At 69.1% G+C, this 13,555-nt stretch carries 13 protein-coding genes and 1 riboswitch; of the genes, 10 read left to right on the forward strand and 3 right to left on the reverse strand.

Going from position 1 to position 13,555, the window contains the following annotated elements; genetic code table 11:
* The first annotated feature begins 155 nt into the window (after positions 1 to 155).
* The 4 genes from coxB (at position 156) to ACIG36_RS03705 (ending at position 4,658) form a co-directional block, all read left to right on the forward strand.
* Positions 156 to 1,127, forward strand: a complete 972-nt coding sequence (coxB, locus tag ACIG36_RS03690; RefSeq protein ID WP_399921250.1) for a cytochrome c oxidase subunit II — start codon at positions 156 to 158, stop codon at positions 1,125 to 1,127.
* On the forward strand, positions 1,124 to 2,851 hold the full coding sequence (gene ctaD / locus ACIG36_RS03695; protein WP_399921253.1) for a cytochrome c oxidase subunit I: 1,728 nt from the start codon (positions 1,124 to 1,126) through the stop codon (positions 2,849 to 2,851). Before coxB ends, ctaD begins: the two co-directional genes overlap by 4 nt.
* Positions 2,848 to 3,246, forward strand: coding sequence for a cytochrome c oxidase subunit 4 (locus tag ACIG36_RS03700; RefSeq protein WP_399921257.1), 399 nt, complete (start codon positions 2,848 to 2,850; stop codon positions 3,244 to 3,246). Before ctaD ends, ACIG36_RS03700 begins: the two co-directional genes overlap by 4 nt.
* 164 nt (positions 3,247 to 3,410) lie before the next feature.
* A complete protein-coding gene (locus tag ACIG36_RS03705) occupies positions 3,411 to 4,658 on the forward strand; it encodes an Ig-like domain-containing protein (protein WP_399921260.1) in 1,248 nt (415 codons plus the stop codon).
* A gap of 21 nt (positions 4,659 to 4,679) precedes the next feature.
* Here ACIG36_RS03705 and ACIG36_RS03710 read toward each other — a convergent pair whose 3' ends face one another.
* Positions 4,680 to 5,081 carry a hypothetical protein gene (locus ACIG36_RS03710; RefSeq protein WP_399921263.1) on the reverse strand — a complete coding sequence of 134 codons (402 nt, stop codon included), beginning with the start codon at positions 5,079 to 5,081 and terminating at the stop codon, positions 4,680 to 4,682.
* Positions 5,082 to 5,296: 215 nt separating this feature from the next.
* On the opposite strand from ACIG36_RS03710, the gene ACIG36_RS03715 reads away from it, so the two are divergent.
* From ACIG36_RS03715 to ACIG36_RS03740, 6 genes are all read left to right on the forward strand, one after another.
* Positions 5,297 to 5,917, forward strand: coding sequence for a heme-copper oxidase subunit III (locus ACIG36_RS03715; protein ID WP_399921266.1), 621 nt, complete (start codon positions 5,297 to 5,299; stop codon positions 5,915 to 5,917).
* A gap of 67 nt (positions 5,918 to 5,984) precedes the next feature.
* Positions 5,985 to 6,794 carry a c-type cytochrome gene (locus ACIG36_RS03720; RefSeq protein WP_399921269.1) on the forward strand — a complete coding sequence of 270 codons (810 nt, stop codon included), beginning with the start codon at positions 5,985 to 5,987 and terminating at the stop codon, positions 6,792 to 6,794.
* Positions 6,791 to 7,849 carry a Rieske 2Fe-2S domain-containing protein gene (locus tag ACIG36_RS03725; protein ID WP_399921272.1) on the forward strand — a complete coding sequence of 353 codons (1,059 nt, stop codon included), beginning with the start codon at positions 6,791 to 6,793 and terminating at the stop codon, positions 7,847 to 7,849. Before ACIG36_RS03720 ends, ACIG36_RS03725 begins: the two co-directional genes overlap by 4 nt.
* Positions 7,846 to 9,492 carry a cytochrome bc complex cytochrome b subunit gene (locus ACIG36_RS03730; RefSeq protein ID WP_399921275.1) on the forward strand — a complete coding sequence of 549 codons (1,647 nt, stop codon included), beginning with the start codon at positions 7,846 to 7,848 and terminating at the stop codon, positions 9,490 to 9,492. The genes ACIG36_RS03725 and ACIG36_RS03730 overlap by 4 nt, the downstream gene beginning before the upstream one ends.
* A gap of 152 nt (positions 9,493 to 9,644) precedes the next feature.
* Complete coding sequence (gene trpD / locus ACIG36_RS03735; RefSeq protein ID WP_399921278.1) at positions 9,645 to 10,709, forward strand: anthranilate phosphoribosyltransferase; 1,065 nt, start codon at positions 9,645 to 9,647, stop codon at positions 10,707 to 10,709.
* Between the two features lie 86 nt (positions 10,710 to 10,795).
* Positions 10,796 to 10,912: riboswitch (SAM riboswitch) on the forward strand.
* Positions 10,913 to 11,041: 129 nt separating this feature from the next.
* Positions 11,042 to 12,415 carry an aminotransferase class V-fold PLP-dependent enzyme gene (locus tag ACIG36_RS03740; protein WP_399921281.1) on the forward strand — a complete coding sequence of 458 codons (1,374 nt, stop codon included), beginning with the start codon at positions 11,042 to 11,044 and terminating at the stop codon, positions 12,413 to 12,415.
* Between the two features lie 13 nt (positions 12,416 to 12,428).
* Here ACIG36_RS03740 and ACIG36_RS03745 read toward each other — a convergent pair whose 3' ends face one another.
* A complete protein-coding gene (locus tag ACIG36_RS03745) occupies positions 12,429 to 12,710 on the reverse strand; it encodes an Lrp/AsnC family transcriptional regulator (protein WP_086573996.1) in 282 nt (93 codons plus the stop codon).
* Positions 12,707 to 13,513 carry a rhomboid family intramembrane serine protease gene (locus tag ACIG36_RS03750; protein WP_399921284.1) on the reverse strand — a complete coding sequence of 269 codons (807 nt, stop codon included), beginning with the start codon at positions 13,511 to 13,513 and terminating at the stop codon, positions 12,707 to 12,709. Before ACIG36_RS03750 ends, ACIG36_RS03745 begins: the two co-directional genes overlap by 4 nt.
* Positions 13,514 to 13,555 lie beyond the last annotated feature (42 nt).

A 13,555-nucleotide genomic window follows, 5' to 3' on the forward strand; every position in this document is an offset into this window, starting at 1 on the left:
CGGCGCGTTGGGCACCCTCCCCGCGCGGCCCCAAATAGCGTCCAGTAGGGTTTGGTCCGCATAAACATCCAAACCCCTGCCCGCAGCGGGCCGGCGACCGACCAGCGAGACGGCCGCAGCCGGCCGCACGGGCGAGACTCTCGGGAAGGCGCTACGTGAGTCCCAACGGCTCCGACCGCTCGTCGCGGCGCCCGGTGCGGCGGAAGCTGCTGCAGGCGCTGGCCGCGGGCGCTGTCCTGGCGACCGCCACCGGTTGCACATCGAAGGACTTCCCCCGCCTCGGCATGCCAACGCCCGTCACGGAAGAGGCGCCGCGGATCCTCTCCCTCTGGCAGGGCTCCTGGGCCGCCGCTCTCGCGGTCGGTGTCCTGGTGTGGGGCCTGATCATCTGGAGCGTCATCTTCCACCGGCGCAGCAGGTCGAAGGTGGAGATTCCCACGCAGACCCGGTACAACATGCCCATCGAGGCGCTGTACACCGTGGTCCCCATCATCATCGTTTCGGTGCTCTTCTATTTCACCGCGCGTGATGAGAACAAGCTTCTCGCCAACCCGGAGAAGCCGCAGCACGTCATCAACGTGGTGGGCTTCCAGTGGAGCTGGGCGTTCAACTACATGGAGAACGTCGACGGCAACGCCGCCACCCCGGCGAAGCCGCTCCGCGAGAACAAGGAGCTCGACGCGATCCCGGACCGGTTCCTGAAGAAGGCCCCGCAGGGCGCCGAGGGCGTCTACGAGGTCGGCATCCCCGGTGACCGGAACCCGCAGACCAACAACCCGGGCCCGACGCTGTGGCTGCCCAAGGGCGAGACGGTCCAGTTCGTGCTCACCTCCCGGGACGTCATCCACTCCTTCTGGGTGGTTCCGTTCCTGATGAAGCAGGACGTCATCCCGGGGCACACCAACAGCTTCACGGTGACTCCGAACAAGGAGGGCACCTTCCTGGGCAAGTGCGCCGAGCTCTGCGGCCAGGACCACTCCCGGATGCTCTTCAACGTCAAGGTCGTCTCTCCTGAGCGGTACCGGGCGCACCTGAAGGAGCTGGCGGACAAGGGCCAGACCGGTTACCAGCCGGCGGGCATCGCGCAGACGGATCACGCGAAGAACGCGGAGACCAAGAACAAGTGAGCATCCTCAACGAACCCCAGGGTGCCGCCGCCGCAACAGCCACGGCAGCACCACCCGTACGCCAGAAGCAGCCCGGCAGTCAGGTGATCAAGTGGCTCACCACCACTGACCACAAGACGATCGGCACGCTGTACCTGGTCACGTCGTTCGCGTTCTTCTGTATCGGCGGACTCATGGCGCTCGTCATGCGCGCCGAGCTGGCCCGTCCGGGCACGCAGATCATGTCGAACGAGCAGTTCAACCAGGCGTTCACGATGCACGGCACGATCATGCTGCTGATGTTCGCGACGCCGCTGTTCGCCGGATTCGCGAACTGGATCATGCCGCTGCAGATCGGCGCGCCCGACGTGGCGTTCCCGCGGCTGAACATGTTCGCCTACTGGCTCTACCTGTTCGGCTCGCTGATCGCGGTGGCCGGCTTCCTCACCCCGCAGGGTGCGGCCGACTTCGGCTGGTTCGCCTACTCCCCGCTGTCGGACGCGGTCCGCTCGCCGGGCGTCGGCGCCGACATGTGGATCATGGGTCTGGCCTTCTCCGGCTTCGGCACGATCCTCGGTTCGGTCAACTTCATCACCACGATCATCTGCATGCGCGCGCCCGGCATGACGATGTTCCGCATGCCGATCTTCACCTGGAACGTCCTGCTGACCGGTGTCCTGGTCCTGCTGGCCTTCCCGGTGCTGGCGGCCGCGCTGTTCGCGCTGGAGGCGGACCGTAAATTCGGTTCGCACATCTTCGACGCGGCCAATGGCGGCGCACTGCTGTGGCAGCACCTCTTCTGGTTCTTCGGCCACCCCGAGGTGTACATCATCGCCCTGCCGTTCTTCGGCATCATTTCCGAGGTCATTCCGGTGTTCTCCCGGAAGCCGATGTTCGGTTACTGGGGCCTGATCGCCGCGACGATTTCGATCGCCGGTCTCTCGGTGACGGTGTGGGCGCACCACATGTACGTCACCGGTGGTGTACTGCTGCCGTTCTTCTCCTTCATGACCTTCCTGATCGCGGTCCCGACCGGTGTGAAGTTCTTCAACTGGATCGGCACCATGTGGAAGGGCTCGCTGTCCTTCGAGACCCCGATGCTGTGGGCCGTCGGCTTCCTGATCACCTTCACCTTCGGTGGTCTGACCGGCGTCATCCTGGCCTCGCCCCCGATGGACTTCCACGTCTCCGACTCGTACTTCGTGGTCGCGCACTTCCACTACGTCATCTTCGGCACCGTGGTGTTCGCGATGTTCTCCGGCTTCCACTTCTGGTGGCCGAAGTTCACGGGCAAGATGCTGGACGAGCGCCTGGGCAAGATCACCTTCTGGACGCTGTTCGTTGGCTTCCACGGCACGTTCCTGGTGCAGCACTGGCTGGGTGCCGAGGGCATGCCGCGTCGTTACGCGGACTACCTCGCCGCCGACGGCTTCACCACGCTGAACACCATCTCGACCATCAGCTCGTTCCTGCTGGGCCTGTCGATCCTGCCGTTCTTCTACAACGTCTGGAAGACCGCCAAGTACGGCAAGAAGGTCGAGGTCGACGACCCGTGGGGCTACGGCCGCTCGCTGGAGTGGGCGACCTCCTGCCCGCCGCCGCGGCACAACTTCCTCACGCTGCCGCGCATCCGTTCCGAATCCCCGGCGTTCGACCTCCACCACCCGGAGATCACGGCTCTCGAGCTCGAGGAGAGCCTCATCGCCGACAAGGCCCTCGCGGGTGGCAAGGAGGCCGGCAAGTGAAGATCCAAGGCCGGATGTTCATCTGGCTCGCCGTCTTCATCCTCGCCATGGCGATCGTCTATGGCGTGTGGTCGAAGGAGGTCGTCGGCACGACGGCCCTCTTCATGGCCTTCGGCCTGTGCATCATGGTCGGCTACTACCTGGCGTTCACCGCGCGCCGGGTGGACGCCGGCGCCCAGGACGACAAGAACGCGGACGTCGCGGACGACGCCGGTGAGCTGGGCTTCTTCGCCCCGCACAGCTGGCAGCCGCTGTCCCTGGCCGTCGGTGGCGCGCTCGCCTTCATGAGCATCTGCTTCGGCTGGTGGCTGATGTACTTCTCCGCCCCGGTCATCCTGGTCGGCCTCTTCGGCTGGGTGTTCGAGTTCTACCGCGGCGAGAACCAGAACCAGTAGGTCTCGCCGGCCGAACGCTCCGGGCCCCGCACACCTCACGGTGTGCGGGGCCCGTCGCATTTCCGGTGCCCGCCGCCCGCCCGGCGTCACCCGTCCGCCGGGCCCACCACCCGTTTGCGGGCCCACCGGGAGCCATATGCCCGGATTATTCCTATTGTGTGACCATGGGTCACACACCGCGAAGCCGCACGGCGCCCCGCTGCGCCCTGCTGCTGGTCTCCCTGGCGCTGGGGGCGTCCGCCTGCGGCGGCTCGTCCGATCCGCTGGCCGACCCGCCCTACGACGCCACCGGACAGGTCAGGCTCGCGGGCGCCCACGAGGGCCGCAAGGCCGACCCGGGCAAGCCGCTGGAGGTCGAGGCCTCCGGCGGCGACCGGATCACCGACGTCACCGCCACCGACGCCGCCGGACGGTACGTCAAGGGTGAGCTGGCCCCCGACGGATCGCGCTGGCGCAGCACCGGCGCGCTCGCCGCCGGCGCCCACTACACCGTGCGCGTCAGCACCGAGGACGAGGACGGGGCCCAGGGGCGCCGTACGATCGGCTTCGACACCAGCCCGGCGGACCGGCTGCTCAGGGTCGCCTTCGGCCCGCAGAACGGCACCTACGGCGTCGGACAGCCCGTCACCGCCGAACTGAGCGAACCCGTCCAGGACCCCGCCGCGCGCGCCGTCGTCGAACGCACCCTGCGCGTCGAGTCCGTCCCCGCCGTCCAGGGCTCCTGGCACTGGGTCGACAACCGCACCCTGCACTACCGCCCGCAGGACTACTGGCCCGCCCACACCACGATCGACGTGCGCGCCAACCTGGACGGCATCAAGGTCGGCGGCGCGCTCTACGGGGGCCCCTCCAAGCCCGTACGGCTGACCATCGGCGACCGCGTGGAGGCCGTCACCGACGCCGCCGGCCACTACATGACCGTCACGAAGAACGGCCAGACCCTGCGCACCATCCCCGTGACCACCGGCAAGCCCGGCTACGCCACCCGCAACGGGGTCAAGGTGATCCTCGGACGGGAATCCTTCGTACGCATGCGCGGCACCAGCATCGGCATCGCGGAAGGCAGCGAGGACTCCTACGACCTGCCCGTCTACTGGGCCACCCGGGTCACGTGGAGCGGCGAATACGTGCACGCCGCCCCCTGGTCCGAGGGCTCCCAGGGGGCCGACAACGTCAGCCACGGCTGCACGGGCATGAGCACCGCCAACGCCAAGTGGTTCTACGACAACGTCCGCGTCGGCGACGTCGTCAAGGTCGTCGGCAGCGCCGGCGCCACCATGACGCCCTTCGACAACGGCTTCGGCGACTGGAACATGCCGTGGAAGCAGTGGCGCGAGGGCAGCGCCCTGACGGCCGGCAAGCGCGAGGGGACGAGCCCCGCCGACGTGGCCCGGCTGCGGCCCCGTCTCTAGGCGCGCCCCCGGAACCGGGCCTCAGGCGTCCACGCCCAGGCGTTCGCGCAGCAGCCCGGCCAGCGCCTCGGCGAACGCCACCGGGTCCAGCGGATGGGTGACGGCCGCGTCCGCCCGGCTCCAGGTGGCCAGCCAGGCGTCCTGCGGACGGCCCATGAGCAGCAGCACGGGCGGGCAGCGGAACACCTCGTCCTTCAGCTGCCGGCACACCCCCATGCCGCCCGCGGGCGCCGTCTCGCCGTCCAGGACGCACACGTCCACCCGGTGCTCCTCGAGGGTCCTCAGCACGGCGGGCAGGGTCGCGCACTCCAGGTACTCCACCGGTGGGACGTCGGATGCGGGGCGCCGTCCGGCGGCCAGCCGCACCTGCTCGCGCGTGCTCGCGTCGTCGCTGTAGACCAGCACCGTGGCGGTCGGCTGCATCGTTCCTCCATGCTCGTGGGCAGGTGGCGTCGTTGCGGCGGATGCTACTCCGCGAGCATGGTCCACGAGGAGGGTTCGGCAGGGCCCGGACGGCCCCGGAAGCGGCCCTTCCTTCCTTTGGGGGACGCTCCCAATGGGCCGTACGAGCAGGGCATACCGTCTTGACACACCGAACGGCACCCCCCGGAGTGAGCGCGAGATAAGCGACCGACATAATGTCGGTCGTGGCGACTGCAACAGCAACAGATACCGGGCACGCACACCCGTCGGTCAATCGACCGAACCTCACCAGCGTCGGAACCATCATCTGGCTGAGTTCCGAGCTGATGTTCTTCGCGGCCCTCTTCGCGATGTACTTCACCCTGCGATCGGTGACCGGTGCCGAGCACTGGAAGGAAATGGCGTCCGCGCTGAACCTTCCCTTCTCGGCCGCCAACACCACGATCCTGGTGCTCTCCTCCCTCACCTGCCAGCTCGGCGTCTTCGCCGCCGAGCGCGGCGACGTGAAGAAGCTGCGCATGTGGTTCGTGGTCACGTTCGTGATGGGTGCCATCTTCATCGGCGGCCAGGTCTTCGAATACACCGATCTGGTCAAGCACGAGGGCCTCTCGCTCTCCTCCGACCCGTACGGCTCGGTGTTCTACCTGACGACCGGCTTCCACGGCCTGCACGTGACGGGCGGTCTCATCGCCTTCCTGCTGGTCCTGGGCAGGACGTACGCGGCCAAGAGGTTCACCCACCACCAGGCCACAGCGGCCATCGTCGTGTCCTACTACTGGCACTTCGTCGACGTGGTGTGGATCGGCCTCTTCGCCACGATCTACTTGATCAAGTAATCGGTCCTGTCCGCACCGGACCAATCAGTCCAGATCGACGCAGAAGATCCTGACACCGGGGTAATCCGTGAAAAAGCTCTCCGCACGACGACGCCATCCGCTGGCGGCGGTCGTCGTCCTACTCTTCGCGCTGGCGGTAACTGGGGGGCTGTACGCCGCGTTCGCGCCGGCGGACACGGCCAAGGCCGATGACACCGCCCAGTCCCTCGCCATCGAGGAGGGCAAGAAGCTCTACTCCGTGGGTTGCGCAAGCTGCCACGGCACCGGCGGTCAGGGCACCACCGACGGGCCGAGCCTGGTCGGCGTGGGTTCCGCCGCCGTCGACTTCCAGGTCGCCACCGGCCGCATGCCGCTGCAGCAGCAGGGCGCCCAGGCGCCCCGCAAGAAGGCCATCTACACGCAGGCCGAGATCGACCAGCTCGCCGCGTACATCGCCTCCCTGGGCGCGGGCCCCTCGGTCCCGACCAAGAGCCAGTACAGCCCCGAGGGCGCCGACATCGCCAAGGGCGGGGAGCTCTTCCGTACGAACTGCGCCCAGTGCCACAACTTCACCGGCAAGGGCGGCGCGCTCTCGAACGGCAAGTACGCCCCTGACCTCGAGGACGTCAACCCCAAGCACATCTACGAGGCCATGCAGACCGGCCCGCAGAACATGCCCTCGTTCCCCGACACCACCATGTCGGAGCAGAACAAGAAGGACGTCATCGCGTACCTCGACACGGTCAACAGCAGCAAGGCGGAGAGCCCGGGTGGCCTCGAACTGGGCGGGCTCGGCCCGGTCAGTGAGGGTCTGTTCGCGTGGATCTTCGGCCTGGGCGCGCTGATCGCCGTCGCCATCTGGGTCGCCGCCCACACCGCCAAGGCCAAGAAGTCATGAGTAGCCAAGACATTCCAGAAGAGACCCTGCCGAGCAAGCAGGGCGACGCGCACGAGGGTGTCGTAGCAGCGACCGCCGGCGACCCGTTCGCCGACCCGGGCCTCCCGCCGCACGAGCCCCGCATCCAGGACATCGACGAGCGGGCCGCCAAGCGCTCCGAGCGCGTGGTCGCGTTCCTGTTCACGCTGTCCATGCTGGCCACGGTCGGCTTCATCGCCGCCTATGTGACGCTGCCGGTCGACAAGATCGTCTACGTCTTCCCGATCGGTCACATCAGCGCGCTGAACTTCGCGCTGGGCCTGACCCTCGGCGTGGCGCTGTTCTGCATCGGCGCGGGCGCGGTCCACTGGGCCCGCACCCTGATGTCCGACGTCGAGCACGCGGACGACCGCCACCCGATCGAGGCCGAGCCCGAGGTCAAGGCCAAGGTCATGGCCGACTTCAAGCAGGGCGCGGAGGAGTCGACCTTCGGCCGCCGCAAGCTGCTGCGCAACACCATGTTCGGCGCGCTGGCCCTGGTGCCGCTCTCCGGTGTGGTCCTGCTCCGCGACCTCGGTCCGCTGCCGGGCATCAAGCTCCGCAAGACCGCCTGGTCCGAGGGCAAGATGCTCATCAACCAGAACACGCTGCAGCCGCTGCGTCCCGAGGACATCGCGGTCGGCTCCCTCACCTTCGCCATGCCCGAGGGCATGAAGGAGGAGGACCACGACTTCCAGAAGGAGATCGCCAAGGCGGCCCTGATGATCGTCCGGCTCCAGCCGGAGAACATCAAGGACAAGCGCGAGCTCGACTGGTCGGCGGACGGCATCGTCGCGTTCTCCAAGATCTGCACGCACGTCGGCTGCCCGATCAGCCTCTACGAGCAGCAGACGCACCACGTGCTGTGCCCGTGCCACCAGTCCACCTTCGACCTCGCCGACGGCGGCCGGGTGGTCTTCGGCCCGGCCGGTCACGCCCTGCCGCAGCTGCGGATCAAGGTCAACGACAAGGGCTACCTTGAGGCCATGGGCGACTTCGCTGAGCCCGTCGGTCCTGCCTTCTGGGAGCGCGGATGAGCAACAACACGCAATCGACCGGCGCCACCGCGCCGGGCCGCCGCAAGGCGCCCGCCGGCGAGCGGGTCGCCGACTGGGCCGACGGCCGGCTGGGCATCTACAGCCTGGCCAAGGCCAACATGCGGAAGATCTTCCCGGACCACTGGTCCTTCATGCTGGGCGAGGTCTGCCTCTACAGCTTCGTGATCATCATCCTCACGGGTGTGTATCTGACGCTGTTCTTCCACCCGAGCATGAACGAGGTCGTCTACCACGGCTCGTACGTCCCCATGCAGGGCATGCGGATGTCCGAGGCGTTCAAGTCGACCCTCGACATCAGCTTCGACGTCCGTGGCGGTCTGCTCATCCGGCAGATCCACCACTGGGCCGCGCTGATCTTCCTCGCGGGCATGTTCGTGCACATGATGCGCGTCTTCTTCACCGGTGCGTTCCGCAAGCCGCGTGAGGTCAACTGGCTGTTCGGCTTCCTGCTGTTCGTCCTGGGCATGTTCACCGGCTTCACCGGTTACTCGCTCCCGGACGACCTGCTCTCCGGCACCGGTGTCCGCTTCATGGAGGGCGCGATCCTGTCCGTGCCGATCATCGGCACGTACATCTCGATGTTCCTCTTCGGCGGCGAGTTCCCCGGCTCGGACTTCGTGCCGCGGTTCTTCTCCATCCACGTCCTGCTGCTGCCGGGCATCATGCTCGGCCTGCTGGTGGCGCACCTGATCCTGGTCTTCTACCACAAGCACACGCAGTTCCCCGGCCCCGGCCGGACGAACAAGAACGTGGTCGGCATGCCGCTGCTGCCGGTCTACATGGCCAAGGCCGGAGGCTTCTTCTTCCTGGTCTTCGGTGTCATCGCGGCCATCGCGGCCATCGCCACGATCAACCCGATCTGGTCCATCGGCCCCTACCGGCCGGACCAGGTCTCCACCGGCGCCCAGCCCGACTGGTACATGGGCTTCGCCGAGGGCCTCATCCGTGTGATGCCGGGCTGGGAGATCAACGTCTGGGGTCACACGTTCGTCCTGGGCGTGTTCATCCCGCTGATCATCTTCCCGCTGGTCCTGGGCGCGATCGCGGTCTACCCGTTCATCGAGTCCTGGGTCACCGGCGACAAGCGGGAGCACCACCTGCTGGACCGCCCGCGCAACGCCCCGACGCGCACCGCGTTCGGCGCCGCGTGGATCGCCGCGTACTTCGTGATGCTCGTCGGTGGTGGAAACGACCTGTGGGCCACCCACTTCCACCTGTCGATCAACGCCATCACCTGGTTCGTCCGCATCGGCTTCTTCGTGATCCCGGTCCTGACCTTCATCGCCACGCGCCGGATCTGCATGGGTCTCCAGCGCCGCGACAAGGACAAGGTGCTGCACGGACGCGAGTCCGGCATCATCAAGCGCCTGCCGCACGGTGAGTTCGTCGAGGTCCACGAGCCGCTCTCGCAGGAGCAGCTGCACACCCTCACCGCGCACGAGCAGCCCCGGCCGCTCGAGCTCGAGCCCGAGGTCGACGAGAACGGTGTCGCCCGCAAGGCGGGCGCCGGCCAGAAGCTCCGCGTGAAGCTCTCCAAGGGCTTCTACGGCGAGGGGACGCACATCCCCAAGGCCACCGCGGAGGAGTACCAGGAGATCACCAGCGGCCACGGCCACCACTGATCCCCTACCGCTGATCACTGATCGCCACGGCGAGAGCCCCGTCCAGGCCCTGGACGGGGCTCTTCGCTGTCCCCGGAGCTGGATAGGCTTGAGCGGGAATCAGCGGACCCGTACGCGGTCCCGCCACGGACCGACCACCAGGAGTGTGGACCATGAACGTTGCGACCCCGGCAGGCGGCGAGCGCTCGGTGGCCCACACCTGGCCGGGCGTACTGGAGGCACTGCTCAACCGGGTCGACCTCGGCGCCGACGAGACCGCCTGGGCCATGGACCGCATCATGCGGGGCGAGGCCACCGACGCGCAGATCGCCGGGTTCGCGGTGGCGCTGCGCGCCAAGGGCGAGACGGTCGCCGAGATCTCCGGCCTGGTACGGACGATGTACGCGCACGCCAACCTCATCGAGGTGCCCGGCCCCAGCGTGGACATCGTGGGCACCGGCGGCGACAACGCCAGGACCGTCAACATCTCCACCATGTCCTCGATCGTGGTCGCCGGCACCGGCGCCAAGGTCGTCAAGCACGGCAACCGCGCCGCCTCCTCCGCCAGCGGCGCCTCGGACGTCCTGGAGAAGCTGGGCGTCAACCTCGACCTCAGCCCGCGGCGGGTGGTGGAGGTGGCCGAGGAGGCGGGCATCACCTTCTGCTTCGCGGTCAAGTTCCACCCGGCGCTGCGTCATGTGGCGCCCGCCCGGCGCGAGCTGGGCATCCGCACGACGTTCAACGTGCTCGGCCCGCTGACCAACCCCGCCCGGGTGCGGGCCCAGGCCACCGGTGTGGCCGACGCCCGGATGGCGCCGATCCTGGCCGGGGTGCTCGCCGAGCGCGGCTCCTCGGCCCTGGTCTTCCGCGGCGACGACGGGCTGGACGAGCTGACCACCACGGCCACCTCGAGGGTGTGGGTGGTCCGGGACGGCGCGGTGCGCGAGGAGGCCTTCGACCCCCGGGACGTGGGCATCGACCTGGTGCCGGTGGAGGCCCTCAGGGGCGCCGACGCCTCGTACAACGCGGACGTGGCCCGACGGGTGCTGGCCGGCGAGACCGGGCCGGTGCGGGACGCGGTGCTGCTCAACTCGGCGGCGGCGCTGGTCGCGCTGTCACCGACGGACGCGCCGCTGGTGGACCAGATCCGGGCGCAGATGGCGCGCGCGGCGGAGTCCATCGACTCCGGTGCGGCGCGCGGGGCGCTCGAGCGGTGGGTTTCGGCCAGCAACGCCTGAGCACCGACGGCGGTGCGGCGAGGGCGCGGTCCGCGATGCGGACCGCGCCCTTGTGCATTCAAGATCGTGTGGCATGATGCTGGCCAGGTCACGAGTGACAGCGATACGGCCCCGGCCTGCTGTCCGGCAACCCTCCTTCCGTGGCGGGGTGCCCCGGGTGATGACCGGGCCGCAGGCAGTCAGGCCTGCGGCAAGCGCGGATCCCTCGCCAGGGATCCTGGTTGCCGAGGGAGCTCCTTCCGTGATGCAGCGAATGCGATAGGGCCGACGGCCCCTTTTCCGGTTTTCCGGTATTCCCCAACCCTTTTCGCTTCCCGCCGGGAGAATTCGCCATGTCCGCATGCCCTGCCACCGACGTCACCGACATCTCCACCGCCGCGCCGCTGCCCGTTCTGGGCAGGGACGTTCTCGTCCCCCTGGTCACCGGCGGGGAGGTGACCTATGCCGCGCTCGACTACGCCGCCAGCGCCCCGGCCCTGCAGCGCGTCTGGGACGACGTCGCCGCGTACGCGCCGTACTACGGCAGCGTGCACCGCGGCGCCGGGTACCTCTCGCAGCTGTCCACGGACCTGTTCGAGAAGAGCCGCGCGGACGTCGCCCGGTTCCTCGGCTGCCGGGCGGGCGACCAGGTGCTCTTCACCCGCTCCACCACCGACTCGCTCAACCTCCTCGCGGCCGCACTGCCCGCCGGCTGCCGGGTGTTCGTCTTCGAGACCGAGCACCACGCGGCGCTGCTGCCGTGGGAGCGCCGCGCGGACGTCGAGGTGACCTGCCTGGACGCCCCGCGCTCCCCCCGCGAGGCCGTCGAGGCGCTGGAGCGGGCGCTGGCCGACCGGGAGCCCTACGGCCCGGCCCTGGTCTGTGTGACCGGTGCCTCCAATGTGACCGGCGAGCTGTGGCCCGTCAGGGAGCTGGCGGCGGCCGCGCACGCGCACGGCGCGCGCATCGTGCTGGACGCCGCGCAGCTGGCGCCGCATCACCCGGTGGACATCGACCGGCTGGACGTCGACTGGGTCGCGTTCTCCGGGCACAAGCTGTATGCCCCGTTCGGCGCCGGGGTGCTGGCCGGGCGGGCCGACTGGCTGCGGGAGGCCGAGCCGTACCTGGCGGGCGGCGGCGCGAGCCGCGCGGTGACGCGGGGCGCGGACGGCACGGTCGGCGTCGACTGGCACGCCGGCGAGGCCCGTCACGAGGCCGGTTCGCCCAATGTCATCGGCGCCTACGCCATCGCCGCGGCCTGCAGGGCGCTGGAGGAGGCGGGGTTCGAGCGGCTGGTGGAGCGCGAGCGGCGGCTCGTCGAGCGGGTGCGCGCGGGGCTGGCGGCGGTGCCGGGGGTGCGGGTGCTCTCGCTGTTCGGCGACGACGCCCCGCGGGTGGGCGTCATCTCGTTCGTCGTGGAGGGCTGGAACACCTCGCACTTCGCGGCGGCGCTGTCCGCCGAGTACGGCATCGGGGTGCGCGACGGCCTGTTCTGCGCCCATCCGCTGGTGCGGACCCTGCTCGGCGGTGAGCGGGACGCCCCAGGCGAGTGCGGGGCGCCCGGCGAGGGGCCCTCGCTCGGCGCGATCCGGGTCAGCTTCGGGGCGGGCACCCCCGACGAGCACGTCGAGCGTTTCACCGGGGCCGTGCGCGAGCTGGTCGAGAACGGCGCGCGGTGGCGCTACCGCACCGAGAACGGCCGGTGCGTGCCGGACACCTCGGCCTGAGCCGGCGGCCGGGTCAGCTGTCGAGGCCGATGGCGAACGCGGCCTCGAGGTCGTGCTGGGAGTAGGTGCGGAAGGCGATGTGCGTCTCGGTCGAGGCGACGCCCGGCACCTTGCTGATCCGGCCCGGGATGACGTCCGCGAGGTCGTCGTGCCGGGCCACCCGCACCATCGCGATCAGGTCGTGCGCCCCGGTGACGGAGTAGACCTCGCTGACGCCCTCCAGCGCGGCGATCTTCTCGGCGATCTCGGGGATCCGGTCCACGTCGGTCTTGATGAGCACGATCGAAGTGATCACGTCGGTCTGTCTCCTTCTGCGGACCTGGCTGAGCGTTTGACTCTACCGAGGCCCCGGCGACGTCGGTCCGGGAGGCCCCGTCGGCCCGCCGTTCCGGCCGGGGGTCCGGGGGTTGTCCCCCGGGAAGACACAGTAGTCGCATGCGCACGGCTGACCCAGGCGTAGCCGAAGCCGAGGCAGAAGCCCAGGACGTGGGCCAGATAGGCGACCCCCGGGCGCCCGGCGTCGGTGCCCGTCGCCAGCCACTGCAGCACGAACCAGAACAACAGTACGGCCCAGGCGGGGAAGCGCAGCGGCAGGAAGAAGAGGAACGGGAAGAGGCTGGTGACCCGGGCTCTGGGGAAGAGATAGAGGAACGCGCCGAGCACCCCGGAGATGGCTCCGGACGCACCCACGAGCGTGCGGCCGGAGTGGGCGTGCACGGCCGCGTAGCCGAGCAGGGCCAGATATCCGGTCACGACGTAGCACAGCGCGAAGTCGGTGCGGCCCATGCGTGCCTCGGTCATGGCGCCGAAGACGTAGAGGAAGAGCATGTTGCCGAGCAGATGCAGCCAGTTGCCGTGCACGAACAGGGCCGTCAGCGGAGTGAACAGAGCCGGCAGGGAGCCGTGCCACAGCTCCCTGGGCACCACCCCCCACCGCTCGAAGTGGGCGGTCTGGGCCGACAGCAGTTCCGGCCCGGTGCCGTAGACGGGAACGAGGCCGGACGCCGGGCCGGCGAGGAAGACCACGCCGCAGACGGCCAGGACGGTCCAGGTCACCCAGGGACCGTTCCGGCGGGGGCGCCCTGCCGTTCTGATCATGGCCAGATCATGGCGTACCGGGCGCAACCGGCACAGAGTGCC

Origin of the sequence: Streptomyces sp. NPDC053048 (genome assembly GCF_044547045.1) — a bacterium.
Lineage (GTDB): Bacteria > Actinomycetota > Actinomycetes > Streptomycetales > Streptomycetaceae > Streptomyces.

What these genes read in the sequence shown, in the direction of transcription:
- ACIG36_RS03705 (WP_399921260.1), top strand. Translation starts at nt 3,411, where the DNA reads ATGGGTCACACACCGCGAAGCCGCACGGCGCCCCGCTGCGCCCTGCTG.
- ACIG36_RS03710 (WP_399921263.1), bottom strand. Translation starts at nt 5,081, where the DNA reads ATGCAGCCGACCGCCACGGTGCTGGTCTACAGCGACGACGCGAGCACG.
- ACIG36_RS03715 (WP_399921266.1), top strand. Translation starts at nt 5,297, where the DNA reads ATGTCGGTCGTGGCGACTGCAACAGCAACAGATACCGGGCACGCACAC.
- ACIG36_RS03725 (WP_399921272.1), top strand. Translation starts at nt 6,791, where the DNA reads ATGAGTAGCCAAGACATTCCAGAAGAGACCCTGCCGAGCAAGCAGGGC.
- ACIG36_RS03730 (WP_399921275.1), top strand. Translation starts at nt 7,846, where the DNA reads ATGAGCAACAACACGCAATCGACCGGCGCCACCGCGCCGGGCCGCCGC.
- trpD (WP_399921278.1), top strand. Translation starts at nt 9,645, where the DNA reads ATGAACGTTGCGACCCCGGCAGGCGGCGAGCGCTCGGTGGCCCACACC.
- ACIG36_RS03740 (WP_399921281.1), top strand. Translation starts at nt 11,042, where the DNA reads ATGTCCGCATGCCCTGCCACCGACGTCACCGACATCTCCACCGCCGCG.
- ACIG36_RS03750 (WP_399921284.1), bottom strand. Translation starts at nt 13,513, where the DNA reads ATGATCAGAACGGCAGGGCGCCCCCGCCGGAACGGTCCCTGGGTGACC.